This is a genomic window from Roseibium sp. RKSG952, assembly GCF_009711355.1.
Map to the genome: position 1 here is coordinate 1 of NZ_SMMF01000944.1, position 22,609 is coordinate 22,609.

The window sequence follows — 22,609 nt, forward strand, 5'->3', positions numbered from 1 at the left end:
CTCGTTTCACTGGTTTGCTTGCATGGAAAAAGGCACTTCACCCAAAACCTTGCATCAACAGCTGCCTCGAGGCGCTGTCACAAGATCACCCCGCTAGTATTTACACACCAACGGTCGCACCAATCGAAGAATTAACAATAGACAGTCAAGGTTATTTTATTACAATATCAACGCAACCTTTCGTTAATTCGTAATTATTGAACCAGAAATACTATAATCATAATTATTTTTATAATAAAACTTAATACACATCACCTAGCGGCATTATTAATACGGAAGTAACATCCCGTTCATCTTTCTCAATCGAAGGAAGCCATAACTGATGTTCAAAACCCGAAAACTCAACTGGTGCGTGAACGGCACTCAGGGGCGGCACAAGAGGTGCTGTTTTCAGGACGGACGTGGAAACGGGCACATATCCCACCAAAAAGCGAGGCGTGCCATGCGCGGGACATGAAGCCGGTTCGGCCGAGAGCGGTTTGGAAAATCGTGCGGGTCATCGCTCAAAAGGCTCGGCACAGTTGGAACTTGCGTTAGACTGGTGCTTCGGCTGTAGGACGCTGTTGCACCGCCTGACCGGTCCTTGCAACCCTGCCACAGAGGTCTAAAGCCTGGGGCATTCGAAAGATGGTCTATCGCCCCGGGGACAGGCTCTCGTCCAGCGCATCATGTTGTAACCGGATCTCTTCGGGCCAACGTGACTTGATGAAGGACAAGACCGCGATGATGTCCTGATCAGACAACATGCCGCCAAAGGCGGGCATGTTGGAGACGTGGCCCTCAAGCCCGGCACCTTGCGCGACACCGTATTTGGTTATCGCAAACAGCAGCTCCGAGCCATGATGCCAAGTATGGCCAGTGATGTCATGAGGCGGGGCCGGAAAGGTGCCGTCGGCATTTGGTGTCTGCCAGTCCGGCTCCCCTTCAAGCCGGTTTCCATGGCAAGAAGCGCAATTGGCGGCATAGATCTTTTGACCGTGGGCCACAAGTTCCGGGTCTTCCGGCATCAAGAGGCGCTGACGCTCCGGCTTGCCAGGGTTCAGGACACCCCCCGTGCCGAAGGCCGCCCAGCCAGCCGCTAGCACCACGACCAAACCCAGACCTGCAGTCAGAAGTTTCCCGGGTCCAAACTTCATCCCCTAGATCACCACGATTTCAGAACCGTTTGGCACACGCTGGTAGAGATCGATCACATCCTGATTGATCAGCATGACACATCCGCTGGAGACCGCCGAGCCGATGGTCCAGTATTCGCCGGTTCCATGCAGACGGTAGAGCGTGTCGACATCGCCTTGATAAATATAAAGCGCACGCGCCCCGAGCGGGTTTTGCAGGCCCGGATCCATGCCCCCGTTTTTCCAGCTCCACTGCTCGAGATGGGGTTCGCGCTCAATCATCTCTTCGGGAGGCACCCAGCGCGGCCATTCGGCCTTGCGCGCGATGCGCGCCCGGCCCGACCACTCAAACCCGGCGCGCCCGAGCCCGACGCCGTAGCGCATGGCCGTGCCGTTCTCCTGCACGAGATACAGGTAGAAATTGGAGGTATCGACCACCAGCGTGCCCACCTTCTCGGACGTCGGGTATGGCACTTGCTGCCGGTAATATTGCTCCGGCACTTTGGTCAGATCGACGGCGGGCAAGGGAAACGGCTCTTCCGGCACCGCCTGATACATCAAGGCATAGGGCGATGGCGGTGGTTCAGCGGGCCGTGGTGGCCCGGAGGTCATGCAGCCGGAGACGGCGAGCCCCGCAAGGCTCGCCGATCCTGCAAGAAAGGATCTTCTTGTCAGCGGGATCATCGGGTCAGTTGCCCTCCCCCATGTGCATAAAGACGGCAGGCGCGCCCGAAGGCGTTTCCGGCAAGACATCAACGTCATAGCTGGCCGACGGGTCGTCCCCCATGCCGAGGGATCCCATGGGCATGCCCGCCACCGCAACACCGCGGATGTCCGGCTGTTCATCCGCCAGCCTGGCCATCGCCTCAAGGGGAACGTGCCCCTCAAGAACATAGGTGTGGCCGCCAGTCTTCATCACAGCCGTGTGGCAACCTTCCAGTTCGGCCGGAACACCGGCCTGTTTCTTGATGCCCGACAGGTCTTCCATGTCCTTGACAGTCACATTGTAACCGGCCTGCTCGACCGCTTCCGCCCAGAGGTGACAGCAACCGCACCAGGGTGTCTTGTAGACGGTGACCGTGCTCTCCGGATCAGCGGAGGCCTGCGTGATCACGAGCGACCCTGCCATGAAAACAGCAGCGGCGGTCAAGCGCTTCGCCTTGAGGGCCGCATGCAGATAGTTTTGAACATTCTTCATCTTGTCTTGTCCAATAAGCCTGTTGTTCCGCGGAGGCCGGATCCCGGCCGCGGAGGATTGTTAAGCGTCCATCCGGACACATGTCCGGCGTGGTCAGGCGTTATTGGGCGGGCGGTCAGCGACATTCGGCGCAAGCGGATGCATCGCAGCCCTTGCGCCGGCGTGCAGTTCCAGGACAGGCGGGGCCTTGATCCCAGAGACCGTCGGCAAGATGGTCGCGCAATCGCTACTGCATTTGCTGGCGTTGGTGTTCACGGCAGCCTTGTCCTTGGACTGGCAACAGGCCATCGTTGCAAGGTCAAGCGTTTCCTGAGACGAAACAGCTTGCACCGTGGCAGTGCGAGCGGGCGCCCGCAGATCAGAGCCACTTCCCTGCATGAGCGCAGATGCGGGCATGGCGTGAACCAGCACGAAGAAACACATCAACAGAGTTGCCAATACCTTGCGCATGATTGCCTGTTAGCCCAAATCCGGAAAAATTGCCAGCGCAGAACGCTGACAATTGCGGGAACAGCGCGTGAATGCCGCGGGGGCCAACAGGGCACATTGCTAGCCGGAAATGGATTCCTTCACCGGGTCCATGACCTCGCGAACCTTGGCAAGTCCGAAATGATAGGCCTGTCTTGCGGTGATTTCGGGAGGCATGATCAATTCGCCCGGCTCGACAAAGACATTCACCACCGTCGCCTTGTCGTTGGAGAAGGCGTCCTTCATCGCATCGTCAAGCTCGTCAGGCCGATGGACATCGATACCGATGCCACCACAAGCCCGTGCAAAGACGGCAAAATCCGGATTGACCAGATCGATGGAATGCTCCGGCAGCCCCTTGCCTTCCTGCTCCAGTGCGATGAAACCGAGTTTCTGGTTGTTCAGCACCACTACGGTAACGGGGAGATCGTAGCGCACGGCGGTGACGAAGTCCGCCATCAACATGGCAAAGGCGCCGTCGCCGCACAGGGCGATAACCGGCCTGTCCGGATATTTGAGCTGCGCCCCGATCGAGCCGGACAAGGCAAAGGCCATGGTCCCGAGACACGCGGAGGCGGTAAAGCGCTGCTCTTCCTTGACGATCAGATGCCGGGCCGACCAGGCCGTCACCGTGCCCGTGTCGCACAGGAAAATCGCGTTGTCGGGCGCATGCCCGGACACCGCATGCAACACGGTCTGCGGCCGGACCGGAACGTTTTTGGAGGTCTCTTCGGATTTCCAGTTGGCACGCTCCTTCTCGTGGATGGCACCGATTTCCTGCTTGAAACTGCCATCGGCCTTCTCGTGCACCAGCTCCAGCAATCCACTCACGGTCGGTCCTGCATGGCCATGAAGCGGCGCGTCGATCGACTTGCGCTTGCCGATCTGGCGCACTTTCCGGTCAATCTGGATCGTTTTCGCCTTCTTCGGATAAAAGTCGACATAAGGGTAATCCGCGCCGATCATGATCAGCAGGTCGCAGCGGTCCATGGCCTTCGACCCGGGCACCCCGCCGAGCAGACCGAGACCTCCGACGCAATCGGGATGGCTTTCGTCAATCCAGTCCTTGGCGCGCAAGGTGCGCACGATCGGCGCCTTGATCTTTTTCGCCAAGGCGGTGACCTCACTGGCTCCGCCAGCCGCGCCTATCCCGGCGAGGATCACCGGCTTTGATGCCTTGTTGATCAGATCGGCGGCCTTTTGCAGATCCTCGTCACATGGGCGCATGCGCGCTCCCGACAGGGCAGGGGTCAGATTGGACGGGATCTCGCGCACCTTGCGCCCCGCCACATTGGTCGGAACAGACACATGTGCAGGACCGCGCTCCGAAATAGCGGCCTTGCACGCCTCCATGATGATTGCAGGAAGCTGCCCTTCGTCCATCACGGTCTTGGAATAGACGCAGGCATCGGAAAACAGCCGCTCTGTGTCGACCTCCTGATGATACCCGGTGCCGACAAACTCGGTTTGAACCTGCCCCGTGATCGCAAGCACCGGCGCATGGTCAAGCTTTGCGTCGTACAGTCCGTTCAACAAGTGAATGGCACCGCCGCCCGCCGTTCCCATACAGCAGGCAAGCTCCCCTGAAAGTTTGGCTTGTGCTGCGGCGGCAAAGGCCCCGGCCTCCTCATGACGGACAAGTATAAAATCCATGTCCTTGCGCGATTTCAAGGCATAGGTGAAATCACAAATCGCGTCGCCCGGTATGCCGAAGACATGCCGGACACCATGCTGGTAGAGTGTTTCGATCATCAATTCCGCGACATTCATGGCCCGCCCCTTCCCATTCGGTCGGTGAAGTGTTGCAGCCGGTATTGCCTCAAGGGACTCACCAGCCACAACGCACCTACCGTAAGGGTATTTATCAAAAAGGGAAAAGCCGAATTACGGACCGGGAATACTCAAGACCGATCCGACCCGTGATCAAATCCGGGTGCGCATGCGGTATCCCGGAGCATAGACGAGCTTCACGTGCGTGATTGGATCGTCACCGGTCCAGGTGATCCGTTCCATTGCAAAAAGCGCGGCTCCAACGCCTGTATCCAATGTGTTGGCCATAGTCCCGTCCGCGCTTACGGCGAAGAATGACAGGTCGCCATGGGTGTAGGGCGCATTGTGAACCAGCCACTCGTTCGCGCTGTGCTTGTCAAACGGCTCGTTGCCTGCCGAAGGGACAACCGTCAGATTGATAAACCGCTCCTCATAGGCAAAGGGCCGGTTGTCACAAAAGTGAACGGTCTTGAGAAACAGGACCGCCTCGTTCCGGGCGACCGGGAATGCCCCGTGAAGCGCTGGCGGCAAGGGCCCAAGTTCCCGGGCAATCAGGCTGTGCCGGTATGTGGCGCCCAGCGCCTGAACTTCCTCCCGAATGATCGGGATCGTCAGGGTGGCTCTTTGCGGAGGATTGAGAGCAACCCTTGTGCCGGCCCGCCGTTTTCGAATGACCAGCCCGCTGTCCGCCAGATCCCTCAGCGCGCGGTTGACCGTGGTACGCGCGCAGCCGAATTCGTCTGCCAGATCCGCTTCATGCGGAATCTGGTCTCCGGGTTGCCAGACACGGTTGTGTATCCTGCGGAGGAGTTCCTCCCGGATGGACATCCATGTATTGGGTTCACTCAAAGCCACGTTGCGTCATTTCCTTACAATCGGGCACGCAGGGCGGCCATGGTCGAGCGGTAGCGTGCACGGATTGCATCGCGTTTAACATGATAGCCGCCGGCAACAACATGCCGACCTGCGGCCCAGACATCCTGCACCATGCGGTCATCCCCTGCAAAAATGTAGGCGTCGAGAATTGCGTCTCCCCGCAAACCGTCGAGATCAATCGCAGTCGGGTCGAGCGTCACCAAGTCCGCAAAACAGCCGGCTTCCATCTTGCCCGAACGGCGGCCCGCCGCCTGCGCTCCGCCGCGCACCGCCGCGTCAAACAAGACCCGGCCGGTGGATTTCTCAGCCGTTGCAACAGATGCGCGCACTTTGTCTCTAAGACGTTGGGAATATTCCAGAGTGCGCAATTCTTCGGACAGGGAAATGCGGATATTGGAGTCCGATCCGATACCGAACCGCCCACCGGCACCCAGATAACGGACACCATCGAAGATGCCGTCCCCGAGGCTCGATTCCGTGATCGGGCAAAGACCGGCAACCGCCCGGGTCCGGGCGAGCGCCCCGGTTTCTTCCGGCGTCATCTGGGTGCAATGGATCAAACACCAGTTCGACCCGACCCTGTGCTGATCCAGCAACCATTCGACCGGCCGCATTCCTCTGGCAGCCTCAACCTCCTCGACCTCGGCGACCTGTTCCGCCAGATGCATGTGCAGCGGCTTGTCACCGGCAAGGGCGACGGCCTGCCGGAGCCCGTCTTCGTCCACGGCCCTCAGCGAATGCGGAGCCACTCCCAAAACAGTATCGGAAGGTAGGTGACGCATGGCCCTTGCAGCCCCGTCACGGAGTTTATGGAACCGGTTAAAATCGTTTCCAAACCGGACCTGACCCGCCGCAAGAGCCCGCTTGTCGCAACCTCCATACGTGTAAAGCACCGGCAGATGGGTCAAACCGATCCCGGTCTGGTCAGCTGCCGCGCAGATCCGTTCCGACATTTCCGCCAGATTGTCGTAGGGCGCGCCGCCGTGCTGATGATGCAGATAGTGGAACTCGCCGACCGCCGCATACCCGGCTTCCAGCATTTCCATCTGGACGAAGGCTGCAATCGCTTCGACATCCTCGGGTGTTAACATGTCGAGGAAACGGAACATGATCTGGCGCCAGGTCCAGAAGCTGTCGGTTTGTTCTGTGCCCTTGCGCTCGCTCATGCCCGCCATGGCCCTCTGGAACGCATGACTGTGCAGGTTCACAGGGGCAGGCAACAGAGTGGAAACGCGGATTTGGCTGGGCGCGCTGCGGGCTCCGGGCTGAACCTCCGTGATCAGGCCGTCTTGTGCGAAACGAACCGCAACATTTTCCGCCCAACCGTCTGGCAGGAGCGCCTGGTCTGCAAAGATCGTTGTGCCGGCGTTGGGCGACATATTCGCCATTCCTCCCGTTGACAGCAAATTATGTGCATGCATATTACCTTATATCGCAATCTAATCAAGCCGGAGATTGACCCGTGTCTCAGCGCCTCCTGACCAACGCGAAGCTGGCGACCCTGCGCGACAGCAACACACCCTATGGCCTGATAGAACGGGGCACGCTGGTGATAGACGGCGAGACAATTGCCTATGCCGGTCCGCAGAAGGACCTGCCTGCAGTTTTTCATGGCCTTGCCGCAGAAGACCAGCACGGGCGTTTGATCACGCCCGGCCTGATCGATTGCCACACCCATGTGGTCTTCGGCGGCAACCGGGCGCGGGAATTCGAAATGCGCCTCAATGGCGCGACCTACGAGGAAGTTGCCCGCGCCGGTGGCGGCATTCTGTCGACTGTGACCGCGACACGGGCGGCGAGCGAAGATGAACTGGTCGAAACAGCCCTGCCGCGCGTCGATGCCCTGATCGCCGAAGGCATCACAACACTCGAAATCAAGTCCGGCTACGGTCTTGACCGGGACACGGAACTGAACATGCTGCGGGCGGCCCGCCGCATCGCCAGGGAACGGGCAGTCCGGGTCAGAACCAGCTTTCTCGGCGCACATGCCATCCCGCCGGACTACAAGGGCCGGGCGGACGCCTATCTGGATGAGATCTGCCTGCCCACACTACGGCAAGCCCATGAAGAAGGCCTTGTCGATGCGGTCGACGGCTTTTGCGAGGGGATTGCGTTTTCACCTGACCAGATCCGGAAGGTGTTTGACGCCGCAGCCGCACTCGGCCTGCCGGTCAAGCTCCACGCCGAGCAACTTTCCAATCTCGGCGGCGCGGCCCTTGCCGCCTCCTATAACGCACTCTCCGCCGATCATCTTGAATATCTCGATGAAGACGGCATCAAGGCGATGGCAGCGCACGGCACCGCTGCCGTGCTTTTGCCCGGTGCGTTTTACACCCTGCGCGAGACCCAACATCCGCCATTGGACTTGCTGCGTGCCTACAAGGTTCCAATCGCACTTGCGACCGACTGCAATCCTGGCTCGTCGCCGCTTGCGTCCCTGCTTCTAACCATGAACATGGGCTGCACCCTGTTTCGCATGACGCCTGAAGAGGCCCTGCGCGGGGTCACCACAAACGCGGCGAAGGCGCTCGGACTGGAGGACAGCGGCACGCTGGAAGAAGGCAAGCGCGCCGACCTTGCGATCTGGAATGTCGAGCATCCGGCGGAACTCTCCTACCGCATCGGCTTCAATTCCCTGACACAACGAATTTTCGGAGGCTCGTGAATGAGCGCACTCACCCTGACCCCGGGCATGGTTACGCTCGACACGCTGGAATGCATCTACCGCAAGGAACCAGCCGTTCACATTGACCGGTCTGCCCGGGAGGCCATTGATCTCGCAGCGGAACAGGTGGCCCAGGCAGCCAAGGGGCAAGACGCCGTCTACGGTGTCAACACCGGCTTCGGAAAGCTCGCCAGTGTCAAGATCGCAGCGGACGACACCGCAACCCTGCAACGCAATCTGATCCTGTCCCATTGCTGCGGCGTCGGAGCGCCGCTCGACCGGGCCACCACCCGGTTGATGATGGTCCTCAAGTTGCTTTCACTGGGACGGGGTGCTTCGGGCGTGCGGTTCGAGGTTCTGAAGCTGATCGAAGACTGCCTCGCAAAGGGCGTGACACCGGTCGTGCCTGAAAAAGGTTCGGTTGGTGCGTCCGGAGATCTGGCCCCGCTTGCCCATATGACCGCCGTCCTGATCGGTGAAGGCGAAGCGGAGCTAAACGGTGAACGCCTGCCCGGAGGCGAAGCACTGGCAAGGGCCGGTCTGGCACCGGTTGTGCTCGGCCCGAAAGAAGGTCTCGGCCTGATCAACGGCACGCAATTCTCCACGGCCTGCGCACTGGCCGGGCTGTTTCAGGCCTGGCGGCTGGCCGAAGCAACACTCGTGACCGCAAGCCTTTCCACCGATGCGATCATGGGCTCGACGGCACCGCTTTTGCCTGAGATCCACGAGCTGCGTGGCCATCGCGGCCAGATCGAGGTCGCCCGCGCCATGCGCACGATCATGGACGGTTCGGAAATTCGCGAGAGCCACCGGGAAGGCGACACCCGCGTGCAGGATCCCTATTGCATCCGGTGTCAGCCGCAAGTCGCTGGCGCTTGCGTCGATCTCCTGCGCATGGCCGCCCGAACGCTCGAAATCGAGGCCAATGCCGCCACCGACAATCCGCTGGTGCTGGTGGATGCGGACCGGATCGTGTCCGGCGGCAATTTTCACGCGGAACCGGTCGCCTTTGCCGCCGACCAGATCGCTCTTGCCATTGCAGAACTCGGTGCCATCGCCCAGCGCCGGATTGCATTAATGGTGGACCCCGCGCTGTCCTTTGACCTGCCGCCGTTTCTGGCACAGGATCCGGGGCTCAATTCCGGCATGATGATTGCCGAAGTCACCACCGCCGCCCTGATGAGCGAGAACAAGCACCTCGCCAATCCCTGCTCGACGGATTCCACCCCGACCAGCGCCAATCAGGAAGACCATGTCTCCATGGCAGCCCATGGCGCGCGGCGCCTGATCCGGATGACGGAGAACCTGTCGCATATTCTCGGCGTGGAGCTGCTGTGCGCTTGCGAAGGCGTTGAACACCGTGCCCCCTTAAAGACCAGCCCTGCCTTGCAGAAGGTTCTGGACCGGTTGCGGGAGACTGTGCCGCCCCTCGCACAGGACCGCTACATGGCCCCGGATCTGGAAACCGCGGCCGAACTGGTGCGCGACCGCGCAATCGTCTCGGTCCTCTCCGAAAACCACATGATCAAGCTGGGAGCCGTCCATGCAGCCGGTTGAGGTGTTTGCGGGCGACGGCCCGATTGTTCTCGGCGTTCCCCACGCGGGAACCTACGTGCCGCAAGAGATCCGGACCCGGCTGAATGAAACCGGGCAGCTGCTTGCCGATACCGACTGGCATGTGGACCGGCTCTATACGGGCCTGCTTGCGGGCGCGACCATGGTGAAGGCCAACTTTCACCGCTATGTCATCGACGCCAACCGGGACCCTGCAGGGGTGTCGCTCTATCCGGGCCAGAACACCACAACGCTCTGCCCGGTGATCGATTTTGACGGCACGCCGATCTATCACGAAGGCTCGGAACCGGACGGGGAAGAAATCGAAGCCCGGCGGCTTGCCTGGCACGCGCCTTATCATGCAGCCCTTGAGGCCGAACTGAAGCGGGTGAAAGCCAGGCACGGCATCGCGATCCTCTATGATTGCCATTCCATCCGGGCACATGCCCCGTTCCTGTTTGAGGGCCGGTTGCCGGACCTCAACACCGGCACCAATGGCGGCACCACCTGCGCACCCGAAATCGAGCGGGCCGTGACAGAAGCGACGGAACAGGCCGGGGGCTACACGTCTGTCTTGAATGGCCGCTTCAAGGGCGGCTGGACGACCCGTCACTACGGCCAACCGGAAACCGGCATCCATGCGATCCAGATGGAGCTGACGCAGGCGACACATCTTGCCAGCGAAGCCCCGCCGTTTGCCTATGATCCGGCCAAGGCAGACCGTCTGCGCATTCACCTGAAACAGATCCTGGAAGCGCTGGAAGCGCTTGCCCCAACCCTTGCCCGCTAATCCCGCGCATCAGGAGACAACAATGGCTGACCGCCGCCACAATGCCCGTGACGTCTTCCCGCCGACCGGCACGGATCTCAATACAAAATCCTGGCTGACCGAAGCGCCTCTGCGCATGCTGATGAACAATCTGCACCCGGACGTCGCCGAAAACCCGCATGAGCTGGTGGTTTATGGCGGCATCGGCCGTGCCGCCCGCACCTGGGAAGATTTCGACCGCATTGTCTCAAGCCTCAAATCACTTGAAGATGATGAAACCCTTCTGGTCCAGTCGGGCAAGCCGGTTGGCGTGTTCCGCACCCACAAGGACGCCCCGCGCGTGCTGATCGCCAATTCCAATCTGGTGCCAAACTGGGCCAACTGGGATCATTTCCACGAACTCGACAAGAAGGGACTGGCCATGTATGGCCAGATGACAGCGGGTTCGTGGATCTATATCGGCACGCAAGGCATCGTTCAGGGCACCTACGAGACCTTCATGGAGGCCGGGCGCCAGCATTACGAGGGCAATCTGAACGGCCGCTGGATCCTGACCGCAGGTCTGGGCGGCATGGGCGGTGCCCAACCGCTGGCCGCCGTCATGGCGGGCGCTTGCTGCCTTGCCGTCGAATGCGATGAAAAGCGCGCCGACTTCCGCCTGCGCACGCGTTATGTTGATGAGAAGACCCACTCGCTCGACGAGGCGCTGGCGATGATCGAGCGCTGGACCAAAGCAGGCGAGGCCAAGTCCGTCGCGCTGATCGCCAATGCGGCAGATGTGTTCCCGGAACTGGCCGCGCGCGGCATCAAGCCCGACATTGTCACCGACCAGACGTCGGCCCATGACCCGGTCAATGGCTATCTGCCCAAGGGCTGGACGGTCGCCGAATGGCACGCAAAGGCCGAAACCGATCCGAAAGCGGTTGAAAAGGCCGCCCGCGCCTCGATGAAAAACCATGTTGCCGCCATGGTCGCGTTCTGGAATGCGGGCGTGCCTACGCTCGATTATGGCAACAACATCCGGCAGGTCGCCTTTGACGAAGGTCTTGAAAACGCCTTCGCTTTCCCCGGTTTTGTGCCCGCCTACATCCGCCCCCTGTTCTGCCGGGGCATCGGGCCGTTCCGCTGGTGCGCGCTGTCCGGCGATCCGGAGGACATCTACAAGACCGACGCCAAGGTCAAGGAACTGATCCCGGACGACCCGCATCTGCACAACTGGCTCGACATGGCGCGCGAGCGCATCGCATTTCAGGGCCTGCCCGCCCGGATCTGCTGGGTCGGCCTCGGCCAGCGCCACCGGCTGGGACTTGCCTTCAACGAAATGGTCCGAAAGGGCGAGCTGAAGGCACCGGTGGTGATCGGCCGCGATCATCTTGATTCAGGCTCCGTCGCCTCCCCCAACCGGGAAACCGAGGCAATGAAGGACGGCTCGGACGCCGTCTCCGACTGGCCGCTCCTGAATGCCCTGCTCAACACCGCCTCCGGTGCCACCTGGGTGTCGCTGCACCATGGCGGCGGCGTCGGCATGGGCTATTCCCAGCATTCCGGCATGGTGATCTGCTGCGACGGCACTGAAGATGCCGACCAGCGCCTCGCACGCGTTCTGTGGAACGACCCGGCCACCGGCGTCATGCGCCACGCCGATGCCGGCTACGAGATCGCCCTCGACTGCGCCCGGGGTCAGGGTCTGAACCTGCCGGGTATTTGAGTGTGATTTGTGAAGTGGTGAGACCCCGGCACTCACCACTTCACTAAGAGTTACAGACTTTTTCTATTGGAGCGCAGTGAAAGACAATTTTTTCTCGAAATTGCGAATTAGACTTATTACAAATTCAACACGAATATATATAATTTCTTCGCATGTACGGTGTTAGTTTCGGTACACCCATCAAAAATGGCAGAGTATACAGGAACGTTGCTTTATGCGGCTCCACATGATTAACCCTTTCAGGCAGACAAAAGATATAGTCTTGCCTGACCGATGCACTTCGGCAGTTATACTGGGTACCGCCAATCCCAATTGAGCATCTCAAGCTGGAAAAACACCAGCTATTGCGCACATATTCCACCGGCGCGCCCTTTACCGGACGCGAACACAAAGACTGCCGCCCCATTCACAGGACAGTTTTTCCTCCAAACCACAAGCAAATTCAAATCATAAACATCAGCATTAATCACTATTCATCAAGTTTTAAGGCCGCCGCAATCCAGCATCCCGTATCGTCAAGTGAGCCGTCTTTGCGGTTATGAGGGCGATAATGACCATACTTATCCCACAAGTCAAACTTCGATCCCGACAAATAAGCCTACTATACAACGAGAGGAGATTCGATGAGCTGACCAACCTTTACACGCAAAACGCCCAATTAATACTACCTCACGCACCGATCATGGATGGCTCTCTGAGGATTTACAATAGTTTTGCCACACTGCTCGAAAGTGGCGCAGATAGATACACGACTGAAACAAGTGATGTAAAAGTATTCGATGATTACGCTTTAGAATCAGGAAACTTCATGGTCCATGATCAAAATTCGAAAATTGTGGATCTTGGAACCTATCAAATTCTATGGAAAAATATTAATGGCAGTCTATTCATAGTAAGAGACATGGCAACAAGCATATCCATGAAATTGACTGGAAATAGATTCACCCAAGACGAAAGCAATTTTATTAACACATTTTCCGAAATGGCGTACAGCGACATGGTATCAACAAGTTTAAAAGACTTCAAAAACAAAAACAGAGAATGATATTAAATATCATTATACTTATAAGTATAATTAATGAAATTTATTCAACAAATGACTGCAATATTAAATAAATAAAAATACCAAACAATCATCCGTATTTATATCATATCTCAAAACGCAGTCTCAGAGCAGTCCAATGACGATATCAACCTCGGATATAAACTCGCTTCAAGGCAAATTTTCATTATTATATAATAATAAGCTTATAAATGAGCTTGCTAAAATGTACCATGACGGCGCTCATGTTGTCATTCCACATTCACCCAAAATAATTGGCCGCGCAAACATTACTGAATCTTTTATAAATTATTTAGAAAGTGGAGCAGATAAATTCATAACAGAGTCAACAAATATAATGATATTTGATGATTACGCTATAGAAACAGGAAAATACACTGTATTTGGGTGTGGAAACACCACTATCGATCTCGGCAGATATCAACTCTTATGGAAACATATCAACGGTGAAATTGTCATTGAAAATGAGATCGCAACCAGTACTTCGATAAAAGAAAAAATAACACATCCTGCAGATATACCTGACCGGTTTATGGAGACATTTTCCGAACGAGCATACAGGAGTTTATTGGAAAATTCATATTTGAACATCACTTGAAGTTACCAAAATATCACTCAAAAATACTTAAATACAAGCAAAATTACCTTACTGAACACGACTAATATTCAGAATACCAAACTCAGCCGGGCAAACACCAAATCAATTGCGCTTGAAACGAACCGGCAATGTAAATGACCAGCTTCTTCGATTGGCCGCTTCCGGGATTTTCGGGAAGGGTGCAGCGCGGTGAACCGCTTTGAGGGCCTCCTCGTCGTGACGGGTCGAGCCCGAGGACGTCACCAGCCGGACATTGCTCACGCCGCCGGAAGCCGCAATTGTGAAGGCAACAACCACATCTTTCACCTGCCCCCCGCCACCTCGCGGCGCGCGGACAGAACGTGCGAGCTTGCGCTGGACCTTGGCAGGGTAGTTGGTGACATCGGAGTTGCCCGCTTGCGCAGCCTTTCCCTTGCGCTGGGACCCGCCGCGTTTTGCCGTGCGCGCGCCCTGACCGCCTTGCCCGTCGGATGAAGCTGCGCTGACCGCGTTCCGGTTGGCGGCGGGACGCTCTGCGGCGGTTCTTTTGGGCCGGGTGGTCTCCGTTTTGGCAGCCGGGTCAGGCCGTGCCCCGGCTTGTTTCAAGGGCCGGTCCGGCGGGCGTCTGCGCGGGATGCCCACAGTCTGCACGGGCTGTAGTATCTCCGGCTTTTCGGCTGTTTCCAAGGGCGCGGTTACGTCTGCCTTTGCAGAAACCCCGGCCGGATTGATCGGTTCGGCCATCTCCGCAGGCTCCACATTTTCTGCAGGATCCTGAGGTTCCAACGGCCGCGGCGCCTCTGCCTGTTCGGATGTATCGGCCTTTGAAGGCTGAGCTTGAGGTTGTAGATTTGCGGATTCGGCCACTTTGTCGGCGCTGACCTTAGCCACCAGCAGTTCGGCCGGATCAGATTGCACCGGTTCCGCAGGTTGAATTGTTGCATCCGGTTGAACCGGGGCCTCTCGAAGGATGTCGTCGGGAGAGAGCATCGCCGGTTCGGCGAGCGGAACGGCGAGAGCGGCTTCCGCCTTTTGCAGGGGAACGGCAGCGGCCGGTGTTGCCGTTTCAATGGCTGCAGGTGCAACAGGGTTCACGGCCTCTGGACGGATCAGCTCGGTTGTTTCCGCTTCTGCTGCCTGGCGCGGTCTTTCGGCGGCCAAAGGTTCCGGGACCTCTTCCGGCGTCACTGTGGCTGCCGTCGTTCCGGCCAGAACGGTGTCGAAGGCAGAGGAACCAAGGACAGCATCCTGGACCGCGCCCGCGCCTTCGATCTGAAGCAAGGGCTCTTGTTTGACGGTCAACGCCACCACGCCGAAATGCAGTGCTGCAGAAACGGCAATTGCACCTAAAAAGACCTGCCGTGTCAGCCTCATGGTGCTTCGTTCCGCGTCACGATCACCACGCGGCCCGCACCGGCCGCATATAGCGCGTCGACATGGGCAAGCAGATCCGTTGCACCGAGGGCCTCGTCCGCGGCCAGACGAACGAATGGACCACCATCTTCCACCACCTGTTCCAGCCCTGCGAGATAGTCGGAAGCGGTAACCGCTTCATCCCGATAAAACAGCCCCCCATCCGCGCGCGCGTAAAGGGCATCGGGTGGCGGCAAGGGCGGTGCATTTTCGCTCGCCGCAAGTGTCACTTCCGGGTCTTCGGGCGGTGACAACTGGCCTGCGACCAGAAAGAAGATCAGCATCAGGAAAACGACATTGATCAGGGAGATCGTCGTCTCCATCTGGCGTTTCTTTTGGGGAGGAGGAAGTTTCAGCATCAGGATAACGGGTTATCGGGCAAGGGTCACGCTCAGGTTCTCGACGGATTTCAAATCCGAAAGCACGGTGACCAGTTGCTGGGTGGTCGTCTCGCCGCGCACCAGAACCAGCAGGCTGTCTATGTCGCGTGCCGTCAGCGCTTCCGCCTCACCGTGCAGCCTGTCGGGTTCAACGGCATTTCCATTCAGGCGCAAGGCATCGCCCTCGACCAGAAGCAGCGCCTTGGGCACGGCCCCCGTGCCACCGCCGCCACCGGGCGCACCGATTTCCACCTCGCCAAACCGGGTGAAGGTGGACGACAGCATGAAGAACAGCAGCAGCAGAAAGATCACATCGACCAGCGGCGTCAGTGAAATCGGCCTGGCCCGGCGCTGCGGGCGGTTAATATGCATGCGCAAACCGGGCCGGTTGGGGGGCCGCCGGGCGCGGTTGAAGCCCCGCGCTCTGGGCATTGAGCAGAATAGACGCGGCCAGCGTTTCAACCGCCACCCGTTCACTTTCCAGCCGCCCTTCCAGCCAGGTCACCACCAGCGACACGGGCATGGCGACCGCAAGCCCGGCAGCTGTCGTCATCAGCGCCACCCAGATCCCGCCGGCAAGTGCGGACGGGTCCACGTTCGAGCCCGCGTTCTGCAAGGCTTGAAACGCCTCGATCATGCCAAGCACGGTGCCGAACAGTCCGATCAAAGGCGCAACCTGGGCAATGGCTTCAAGAGCGCGGACACCGCGCGAAAACCGGTGCAGGTCGGCTGCCGCATCGCTGGCGATTCGCTCCTCCGCCCGCGCCTTGTCGAGACAGCTGGTGACAGAAAGTTCCATGGCGGTTGAGACGGCACGTTCCGCAGCGCTCACCGGATTGACGAGCATTTGCCGGGCTTCGGTCTGGCGGTTGGCCATCCAGTAGCGCGCGGCGGTCTCGGCACGGTGCTTTTGCCCGACGTGGCAGCGCAGAAACTCGGCCACCTTCATCAGGATCACCGCCAGAGCGATGACTGACAATCCCGCGATGACAGTGACGACCGGGCCGCCGAGATCAAGCAGTTCGAACACACGATCGAGAACGGTGGAAACCATCGGAAAACCTCCTAGTGAATGAAGGACACGGATGTGCGGCTGGTCAGCGCAAGCGGCGCGGAGCAATGGGCGGACGGCACCTCGCCGGTACAGCCTGATGGCCCGTTAACCAGGATCCGGCCGGTGTTCTCGCAGCTCACACCGGGCACATTGAACTGGCGCACCACGGTCTTGCCGGCAGCCAGCTTGCCGAAATCAATGGCCGTGAGACGGGCAATCACGCCGTCGCGGTCGAAAAACACCAGCTCATAAGAGCTTTTGTCCAGCGCATGGCCAGTGCCGTTGACGGCGACAAAAGACAGTTTGCAACCGCTTTCCGCTGGCTCAACCTTGTTCAATTCGATCGCCAGTTCCGCCGGTCCGGCGGCTTGCGCAGCAGGTGCCGCCAGGCAAGCTGCCGTCAGAAAAATGGATTTCAGAATTCGCCTTGCATTCAACATCAACAGCTCCCTCGCCCGTCAAAAAAAGTCAAAAACAGGTCCGGCCGCCCGGAGACCAGGCGGCCGGATATCGTCAAAATCTCTGGGTGAAGCTCAGCTTGAAACTGCGGCCGGCCCCTTCGTCGTCACTCAAGTGGTTCCGGTAGGACTTGTCGAAAATATTGTCGATGTTGAACCGGACTTCGCTGTTCCGGAAGTGGCCGTCCTCCGGGTTCCAGGCGGCATAGAGATTATGGAGGGCGTAGCCTGCGGTTTCGCTCTCGTCGTCGCCGACGCGGGTTTGCGTGGCGTAGAAGTCGCCCTTCCAGCCGAAATCGAGATCCCAGGGCTGATAGACATAGCCGACTTTCAGGAACAGGCTGTCGGCAGGAACTGCATTGAGATAAGTGTCGTCGGTGACATTGGTGCCGCGAATGATCGACCCGCCGAGGCCCGCATACCACGTCTCGGAAGCGTAGGCTGCCTCGATCTCAAGCCCCTGATACCGCGCCTTCGGAACGATATCGGTCTGGACTTCAGACCCGTCCCAGTAACTGGCATAAAAGTTCGAGATGTTGTTGCGGAAGGCCGTCGTCTTGATCTGCAGCGCATCACCGTCACTCGCAAGATCGTTGAACGACAGGGTGAACCCGGCCTCGAAGTTGTTGGAGACTTCCTTCTCGACGTCGTTGACGGTGTAGTTGTTGTAGGCTTCGTCGAGGGTTGGAAGACGCTCGGTACGGGCAACAGACCCGAAAATCCCGAACCATTCCGACATCTTCACCAATGCTGCGAACTTTGGCGAATAGCCAAATTCGCTCTGGGTGTCGTTCAGATTGACCGTCGTACCGCTGCTGTCGACATAACTGCCGACATGAACCTGCGAATAATCAATCCGCATGCCTGGGATCAGGGTCACCTGGTCATTCCAGACAAACTCACTCTGGACATAACCACCGACAAGGGTCGAGTCCCCTTCCGGATGAGTGTTTGACCCGGATTGGGTGTAGGTGCCGAAATCACGCGGATTCTTGCGTTCCTGATAATGTCCATCCAGACCCGTCGAGACATAGGCAATCCAGCTTTCGCCCAAGGTCAGCGTCGACAGGTTGTCGATATTGCCCTGCCAGGTCTCGTAGGAATATTCCGAGCTGTAACCGAACGGATAGTAACAAATAGGGGGCGTGGAGGGGCTGAATTGAACACAGACTTCATCCTGATTGTCCTGCTCGACCCGTGTATCCGACCAACTGACTTGCGCCTTCAAGTCCAGCAAGTCATTGCCGGAAAATGCGTTTTCATAGCCAATGATCGCAGTCTGATCGGTCACGGTGCGATCCACGTCACCAAACCCGGTTCCCCACTCGATCTGGTCATAGGTCTGGTTGTCTTCGTCGCTGTACCAGCGCTCGTAGCTGGCAAACACCGACTGATCGTCGTTGGCCCCGAATGTATAGCGGGCCTTCGCGAGACCGCTCATGGAGCTGAAGTCGCTGTCGCTGATCTTGTTGCCGTGGCCGTCGGTCAAATCTTGCGACTGGCGGTAATTGAAAGCCCCGAGAACCTCGAAATTCTCGAAAGGCTCGAACGCAACAATTCCGCTGGTCAGCCAGCCGTTGCCATTGGAATCCCAGCCGGTTTTCAAGTGACCGCCATAGAGATCACCTTCATCGAGAAAATCGCTGGCATCCTTGGTTTCGAACAGGACGACCCCGCCCATTGCACCGGCGCCATAAAGGGTGGAAGAGGCCGGGCCGCGCAAAACCTCGACCTGCTTATAGAGTTCCGGATCGGAGAAGAACGATCCCATCCGGTATTGTTCGTAAAACTTGTTGACGCCGTCGACCTGAATGATGATGCGCGACTCGTCGCCGGAAAGGGATTCACCAATGCCGCGGATGTTGATGCTTTCACCGAAAACCGAGTTGCTGCCTGTCGACGTCACACCCGGGATTTCGGCAAAAAGATCGCCGACGGTCCGCGGCTGCAGCTCGTCGATTGCTTCCTGATCCACAACGGTGACCGCCTGCGGTGTGTCGATCGCCACTTTTTCGACACCAGTCCCCACCACAATCCGGTCGAGTGGCGTAACATCCTGCACCTTCTGCCCGTCCTGAGCTGCCGCCTGTCCCGCTATAACCAAAACCCCAACCGCAACGGTTCCCATCAGATATTTCTGATGGCCCTTAAACGACCCCATTCCATGCTCCATCTGCCTGCGCGTTTGCCGCGCTTTTTCCCGCGCCGTGTCACTCAATATAATATGAATATTGAACTCAGGTATTGCAGTTCATAGGAAACATGATTATGAGAGTCAAGTATTACATCCCGGCAGGGAATGACCGAAACGCTATTGAACCACCGGAAATGCAACAAGTTTTCCGAAGACAGGTTCGATGTGCCTTTCGGGTAAACCTGACCGTGGGGAGGACGTTTGAGACGCGAAGGCTTTAATAAATGACCGACGGCAACCCTGTTCAAGGCGCCACACCGAACCCGCAGCACATCCGGACCATGCGCACGCAATATCCGAAAATGCGCGAACGTGATCTTGCCCGGATGCTGGGTGTTTCGGAGGCTGAACTGGTGGCGAGTTTTTGCGGCCACGGAACACGACGCCTTGAGGTCCGTTTTGACGACATCTTCGAAGGCCTGAAGACGGTCGGCGAGGTCATGGCACTGACGCGCAACGAAAGTGCTGTGCATGAAAAGATCGGGCCGTTCGAGAAATTCGTCTCCGGTAAGCACGCAGCCCTGATGCTCGGCGAGCAGATCGACACCCGCATGTTTCCGTCCTCCTGGGTTCACGGGTTTGCGGTCGAAAAGCAGGACGGCGACGCGGTTCGCAGATCCTTGCAGTTTTTTGATGCCCATGGCGAAGCGGTTCAAAAAATCCACACCCGGACTGCGACCGATCTGGACGCGTGGAACCGTCTGGTCGACAGTCTCGTTTCGGACAATCAGTCGGACGTGATCGCCGAAGGGGTGACGGAGGCGTCGCCAACCGAACGCCAGAAGCCCGCCTCTCATCTGGAGCCGGTGTTGCGCGAGCGTTGGCAAGGCATGACTGATCCGCACCAGTTCCACGGCCTTTTGCGCGACCTCGGTCTTGATCGTCAAAGTGCCTTCGAATTGGCGGGCGACAGCTGGGCCTGGAAACTCGACCCGGGCGCAGTCACCGCCATGCTGCATCATGCAGCGGGTGAAAACCTTCCGATCATGTGCTTTGTCGGCAACCGTGGCTGCATCCAGATTCATTCCGGACCGGTCGAAAACATCATGGAAAAGGGACCCTGGATCAACGTGATGGACCCGACCTTCCATCTGCACCTGCGCACGGATCACATCACGACGGTCTGGGCAGTGCGCAAGCCCGCCGACACCGAACATGTCACCTCGATCGAGGCCTATGACGATACCGGCAATCTGATCATCCAGTTCTTTGGCGTGCGCAAGGAAGGCCAGGTCGAACGGTCGGACTGGCGCGATCTGGTCGAGCGTCTGCCGCAGATCGAACGGGCTGTTGCTTTGGGAGGTGCATAAGTGAACCGCCGCGCTTTCAAGGAGCTTCTGGCCGCAAGTGCGCTGACGGTTATGGCAGCGCTCACACCTCTGAAACTCGATCATGTCATCACACCGGCACAAGCCGCCGAAGAGGCTCCGCAACGGATCGTCTCTGTCGGCGGGGCTGTAACCGAAATCGTGTATGCGCTCGGCGAGGAGGACCGGCTGGTGGCGCGCGACACCACCAGCATCTTTCCGCAAGACGCCGCCGCCCTGCCGGATGTCGGCTATATCCGGGCGCTTTCGCCGGAAGGGGTGCTGTCGGTCGGCCCGGACCTGATCCTGTTGCTGGAGGGAAGCGGCCCGCCGGAAACCGTGGAGCTTCTGCAAAAGGCCGGCATCCCGATCGCCAGTATCCCCGAAGCCTTCACCGCCGAGGGGATCGCGGAGAAGGTTCTGGCCGTGGGTGAAGCTCTCGGCAAACAGGATCAGGCAGCGGATCTGGCTGCGGGCGTGAAAGCGGATCTTTCGGAAGCGCACAGCCAAGCTGACGGCAAGGCCGCTCACGTCAAGGTTCTGTTCGTGCTTTCGACACAGGGCGGACGGATCCTTGCCTCGGGCACGGACACTGCGGCAGACGGCATCCTGAAGCTGGCAGGGGCCCAAAACGCGATGCAGGCCTTTTCTGGCTACAAGCCGCTGAGCGACGAGGCGATCCTGCAGGCTGCTCCGGATGTGATCCTGATGATGGACCGGACAGGCGATCACGAGGGTGCAGACATTTTCGAACACCCGTCCGTTGCCGCCACACCGGCCGGCCTCAACAAGCGGATCATCCGCATGAACGGTCAGTATCTGCTCGGCTTCGGCCCGCGCACCGCTGGCGCTGTCAGCGAACTGGCTTCAGCCCTGGCCGCTTATGAGATCGTCCCACCCTCGCAATGACCGATCACGTTGCCCCATCCCCGCGTGTCCGCGGTCCCCTGCCGGCCTTTTTCCGGTTGGGGACCGGAGGTGACAGGGAATCGCTTGCGCGTCTGGCCCTTTGCGGTCTGACTGTTACCCTGCTGGCTGCCATAATGGCAGGCCTAGTAATCGGCCCGATTTCTCTTCCCGTTATCGAGATGTTGCCGCAGGTTCTCAAGCACGTTTTGCAGGGCACTGTTCCGGCTGACGACCCGATCGCGGTCCGCAACTGGATCGTCCTGACTGAAATCCGCATGCCACGCGTCATTTTGGGCGCATTGGTCGGCGCGGCCCTGGCCGTGTCCGGTGCGGTCATGCAAGGGCTGTTCAGAAACCCGCTCGCCGATCCCGGGATCATCGGCATTTCGGCTGGTGCGGGGCTTGGAGCCGCCAGTTTCATTGTATTTGGCGGAACTGTGCTTGCTCCGGTTTCCGTGTTCCTCGGCCCTTTCGCCTTGCCTATTGCCGCTTTTACCGGTGCTCTGTTTTGCATGCTGCTTCTCTATCGCATCGGGACGCGCCAAGGCGTGACGTCCGTTGCCACCCTGCTTCTTGCGGGGATCGCGCTCACGGCGCTGGCAGCAGCCTCGATCGGGCTCCTGGTCTATGTGGCAGATAATCAGCAATTGCGGGACATCAACTTCTGGAACCTGGGTTCGCTTGCGGGTGCCAACTGGGACAAGGTGCTCGGCGCGGGGCCGATCATCCTGTTCATGCTTGTCGCCGTTCCGTTTCTGGCGCACGGCCTGAACGCGCTGATGCTGGGGGAAGCCGCAGCTGGCCATATGGGCATTCGGGTCCAGCGCCTGAAAAATCTGGCGATTGTCGCTGTCGCCGCGGCAACGGGTGCTGCGGTTGCCGTCAGTGGCGGCATTGGCTTTGTCGGCATTGTCGTACCGCATCTGTTGCGCCTGACCATCGGCCCCGACCATCGCTATCTCCTGCCCGCCTCCGCGTTGCTTGGGGCCAGCCTGCTGATCCTGACCGATGCGGCAAGCCGCACCATGGTGGCTCCCGCAGAACTGCCGATCGGAATTCTGACGGCCTTTGCGGGCGCACCGTTCTTTCTCTGGATCCTGCTGCGCAAGCGCGGGTTGACGGGGCTTTGAG

At 58.8% G+C, this 22,609-nt stretch carries 23 protein-coding genes; 10 read left to right on the forward strand and 13 right to left on the reverse strand.

All coding sequences use genetic code 11. The features are described from left to right. On the forward strand, positions 1-194 hold a 194-nt coding region (locus tag E1297_RS49920; RefSeq protein WP_209016069.1), incomplete at its 5' end, for a hypothetical protein. Positions 195-632: 438 nt separating this feature from the next. Here E1297_RS49920 and E1297_RS29575 read toward each other — a convergent pair. The 7 genes from E1297_RS29575 to E1297_RS29605 form a co-directional block, all read right to left on the reverse strand. Then, complete coding sequence (locus E1297_RS29575) at positions 633-1,136, reverse strand: cytochrome c (protein WP_155144583.1); 504 nt, start codon at positions 1,134-1,136, stop codon at positions 633-635. A gap of 3 nt (positions 1,137-1,139) precedes the next feature. Next, positions 1,140-1,799, reverse strand: coding sequence for a L,D-transpeptidase (locus E1297_RS29580; protein ID WP_155144584.1), 660 nt, complete (start codon positions 1,797-1,799; stop codon positions 1,140-1,142). A 4-nt stretch (positions 1,800-1,803) separates the two neighbouring features. Further along, on the reverse strand, positions 1,804-2,244 hold the full coding sequence (locus E1297_RS29585; RefSeq protein WP_209016078.1) for a DUF411 domain-containing protein: 441 nt from the start codon (positions 2,242-2,244) through the stop codon (positions 1,804-1,806). A 162-nt stretch (positions 2,245-2,406) separates the two neighbouring features. Continuing rightward, on the reverse strand, positions 2,407-2,763 hold the full coding sequence (locus E1297_RS29590) for a hypothetical protein (protein ID WP_155144586.1): 357 nt from the start codon (positions 2,761-2,763) through the stop codon (positions 2,407-2,409). Between the two features lie 99 nt (positions 2,764-2,862). Then, a complete protein-coding gene (locus E1297_RS29595; protein ID WP_155144587.1) occupies positions 2,863-4,551 on the reverse strand; it encodes a thiamine pyrophosphate-dependent enzyme in 1,689 nt (562 codons plus the stop codon). A 153-nt stretch (positions 4,552-4,704) separates the two neighbouring features. Next, the gene (locus E1297_RS29600; protein ID WP_209016070.1) at positions 4,705-5,406 is read right to left on the reverse strand and encodes a UTRA domain-containing protein; all 702 of its coding nucleotides are present in this window, start codon (positions 5,404-5,406) and stop codon (positions 4,705-4,707) included. Positions 5,407-5,420: 14 nt separating this feature from the next. After that, positions 5,421-6,806 carry a formimidoylglutamate deiminase gene (locus tag E1297_RS29605; protein WP_155144588.1) on the reverse strand — a complete coding sequence of 462 codons (1,386 nt, stop codon included), beginning with the start codon at positions 6,804-6,806 and terminating at the stop codon, positions 5,421-5,423. A gap of 83 nt (positions 6,807-6,889) precedes the next feature. Between E1297_RS29605 and hutI the strand changes: the two genes are divergently transcribed. The 6 genes from hutI (at position 6,890) to E1297_RS29635 (ending at position 13,784) form a co-directional block, all read left to right on the forward strand. Further along, positions 6,890-8,092 (forward strand): imidazolonepropionase, encoded by a 1,203-nt coding sequence (gene hutI / locus E1297_RS29610; RefSeq protein ID WP_368669731.1) that lies wholly within the window; start codon positions 6,890-6,892, stop codon positions 8,090-8,092. Next, positions 8,093-9,649, forward strand: coding sequence for a histidine ammonia-lyase (gene hutH / locus E1297_RS29615; protein ID WP_155144589.1), 1,557 nt, complete (start codon positions 8,093-8,095; stop codon positions 9,647-9,649). Continuing rightward, positions 9,636-10,436 carry an N-formylglutamate deformylase gene (gene hutG / locus E1297_RS29620; protein WP_155144590.1) on the forward strand — a complete coding sequence of 267 codons (801 nt, stop codon included), beginning with the start codon at positions 9,636-9,638 and terminating at the stop codon, positions 10,434-10,436. The genes hutH and hutG overlap by 14 nt, the downstream gene beginning before the upstream one ends. 22 nt (positions 10,437-10,458) lie before the next feature. Beyond that, entirely contained in the window at positions 10,459-12,123 is a 1,665-nt protein-coding gene (hutU, locus tag E1297_RS29625) for a urocanate hydratase (RefSeq protein ID WP_155144591.1), read from the forward strand. 550 nt (positions 12,124-12,673) lie between these two features. Continuing rightward, on the forward strand, positions 12,674-13,168 hold the full coding sequence (locus tag E1297_RS29630) for a hypothetical protein (protein ID WP_155144592.1): 495 nt from the start codon (positions 12,674-12,676) through the stop codon (positions 13,166-13,168). Positions 13,169-13,304: 136 nt separating this feature from the next. Then, positions 13,305-13,784, forward strand: coding sequence for a hypothetical protein (locus tag E1297_RS29635; RefSeq protein ID WP_155144593.1), 480 nt, complete (start codon positions 13,305-13,307; stop codon positions 13,782-13,784). A 102-nt stretch (positions 13,785-13,886) separates the two neighbouring features. Here E1297_RS29635 and E1297_RS29640 read toward each other — a convergent pair whose 3' ends face one another. The 6 genes from E1297_RS29640 to E1297_RS29665 all read right to left on the reverse strand — a co-directional run bounded on the left by E1297_RS29640 (position 13,887) and on the right by E1297_RS29665 (position 19,229). Continuing rightward, positions 13,887-15,137: an energy transducer TonB gene (locus E1297_RS29640; RefSeq protein WP_155144594.1), complete on the reverse strand. Its 1,251-nt coding sequence runs from the start codon at positions 15,135-15,137 to the stop codon at positions 13,887-13,889. Then, positions 15,134-15,499 carry a biopolymer transporter ExbD gene (locus E1297_RS29645; protein ID WP_209016071.1) on the reverse strand — a complete coding sequence of 122 codons (366 nt, stop codon included), beginning with the start codon at positions 15,497-15,499 and terminating at the stop codon, positions 15,134-15,136. The genes E1297_RS29640 and E1297_RS29645 overlap by 4 nt, the downstream gene beginning before the upstream one ends. Before the next feature lie 48 nt (positions 15,500-15,547). Then, positions 15,548-15,928, reverse strand: a complete 381-nt coding sequence (locus tag E1297_RS29650; protein WP_155144596.1) for a biopolymer transporter ExbD — start codon at positions 15,926-15,928, stop codon at positions 15,548-15,550. Beyond that, positions 15,918-16,610: a MotA/TolQ/ExbB proton channel family protein gene (locus tag E1297_RS29655; RefSeq protein ID WP_155144597.1), complete on the reverse strand. Its 693-nt coding sequence runs from the start codon at positions 16,608-16,610 to the stop codon at positions 15,918-15,920. Before E1297_RS29655 ends, E1297_RS29650 begins: the two co-directional genes overlap by 11 nt. Before the next feature lie 11 nt (positions 16,611-16,621). Next, positions 16,622-17,050: a hypothetical protein gene (locus tag E1297_RS29660; RefSeq protein ID WP_155144598.1), complete on the reverse strand. Its 429-nt coding sequence runs from the start codon at positions 17,048-17,050 to the stop codon at positions 16,622-16,624. A 73-nt stretch (positions 17,051-17,123) separates the two neighbouring features. Further along, positions 17,124-19,229, reverse strand: coding sequence for a TonB-dependent receptor (locus E1297_RS29665; RefSeq protein WP_209016072.1), 2,106 nt, complete (start codon positions 19,227-19,229; stop codon positions 17,124-17,126). Positions 19,230-19,543: 314 nt separating this feature from the next. Between E1297_RS29665 and E1297_RS29670 the strand changes: the two genes are divergently transcribed. The 3 genes from E1297_RS29670 to E1297_RS29680 are packed head-to-tail and all read left to right on the forward strand — an operon-like array spanning position 19,544 to position 22,608. Continuing rightward, positions 19,544-20,572: a hemin-degrading factor gene (locus E1297_RS29670; RefSeq protein WP_196223439.1), complete on the forward strand. Its 1,029-nt coding sequence runs from the start codon at positions 19,544-19,546 to the stop codon at positions 20,570-20,572. Continuing rightward, a complete protein-coding gene (locus E1297_RS29675; protein WP_368669733.1) occupies positions 20,573-21,478 on the forward strand; it encodes a hemin ABC transporter substrate-binding protein in 906 nt (301 codons plus the stop codon). Beyond that, positions 21,475-22,608 (forward strand): iron ABC transporter permease, encoded by a 1,134-nt coding sequence (locus E1297_RS29680; RefSeq protein ID WP_155144600.1) that lies wholly within the window; start codon positions 21,475-21,477, stop codon positions 22,606-22,608. Before E1297_RS29675 ends, E1297_RS29680 begins: the two co-directional genes overlap by 4 nt. Position 22,609 lies beyond the last annotated feature (1 nt).

What these genes read in the sequence shown, in the direction of transcription:
- E1297_RS29640 (WP_155144594.1), bottom strand. Translation starts at nt 15,137, where the DNA reads ATGAGGCTGACACGGCAGGTCTTTTTAGGTGCAATTGCCGTTTCTGCA.
- E1297_RS29670 (WP_196223439.1), top strand. Translation starts at nt 19,544, where the DNA reads ATGCGCACGCAATATCCGAAAATGCGCGAACGTGATCTTGCCCGGATG.
- E1297_RS29635 (WP_155144593.1), top strand. Translation starts at nt 13,305, where the DNA reads ATGACGATATCAACCTCGGATATAAACTCGCTTCAAGGCAAATTTTCA.
- E1297_RS29680 (WP_155144600.1), top strand. Translation starts at nt 21,475, where the DNA reads ATGACCGATCACGTTGCCCCATCCCCGCGTGTCCGCGGTCCCCTGCCG.
- E1297_RS29580 (WP_155144584.1), bottom strand. Translation starts at nt 1,799, where the DNA reads ATGATCCCGCTGACAAGAAGATCCTTTCTTGCAGGATCGGCGAGCCTT.
- E1297_RS29575 (WP_155144583.1), bottom strand. Translation starts at nt 1,136, where the DNA reads ATGAAGTTTGGACCCGGGAAACTTCTGACTGCAGGTCTGGGTTTGGTC.
- E1297_RS29595 (WP_155144587.1), bottom strand. Translation starts at nt 4,551, where the DNA reads ATGAATGTCGCGGAATTGATGATCGAAACACTCTACCAGCATGGTGTC.
- E1297_RS29650 (WP_155144596.1), bottom strand. Translation starts at nt 15,928, where the DNA reads ATGCATATTAACCGCCCGCAGCGCCGGGCCAGGCCGATTTCACTGACG.
- E1297_RS29630 (WP_155144592.1), top strand. Translation starts at nt 12,674, where the DNA reads ATGACCATACTTATCCCACAAGTCAAACTTCGATCCCGACAAATAAGC.
- E1297_RS29605 (WP_155144588.1), bottom strand. Translation starts at nt 6,806, where the DNA reads ATGTCGCCCAACGCCGGCACAACGATCTTTGCAGACCAGGCGCTCCTG.
- E1297_RS29655 (WP_155144597.1), bottom strand. Translation starts at nt 16,610, where the DNA reads ATGGTTTCCACCGTTCTCGATCGTGTGTTCGAACTGCTTGATCTCGGC.
- E1297_RS29585 (WP_209016078.1), bottom strand. Translation starts at nt 2,244, where the DNA reads ATGGCAGGGTCGCTCGTGATCACGCAGGCCTCCGCTGATCCGGAGAGC.
- hutH (WP_155144589.1), top strand. Translation starts at nt 8,093, where the DNA reads ATGAGCGCACTCACCCTGACCCCGGGCATGGTTACGCTCGACACGCTG.
- E1297_RS29665 (WP_209016072.1), bottom strand. Translation starts at nt 19,229, where the DNA reads ATGGGGTCGTTTAAGGGCCATCAGAAATATCTGATGGGAACCGTTGCG.
- E1297_RS29590 (WP_155144586.1), bottom strand. Translation starts at nt 2,763, where the DNA reads ATGCGCAAGGTATTGGCAACTCTGTTGATGTGTTTCTTCGTGCTGGTT.
- E1297_RS29645 (WP_209016071.1), bottom strand. Translation starts at nt 15,499, where the DNA reads ATGGAGACGACGATCTCCCTGATCAATGTCGTTTTCCTGATGCTGATC.
- hutG (WP_155144590.1), top strand. Translation starts at nt 9,636, where the DNA reads ATGCAGCCGGTTGAGGTGTTTGCGGGCGACGGCCCGATTGTTCTCGGC.
- E1297_RS29660 (WP_155144598.1), bottom strand. Translation starts at nt 17,050, where the DNA reads ATGTTGAATGCAAGGCGAATTCTGAAATCCATTTTTCTGACGGCAGCT.
- hutU (WP_155144591.1), top strand. Translation starts at nt 10,459, where the DNA reads ATGGCTGACCGCCGCCACAATGCCCGTGACGTCTTCCCGCCGACCGGC.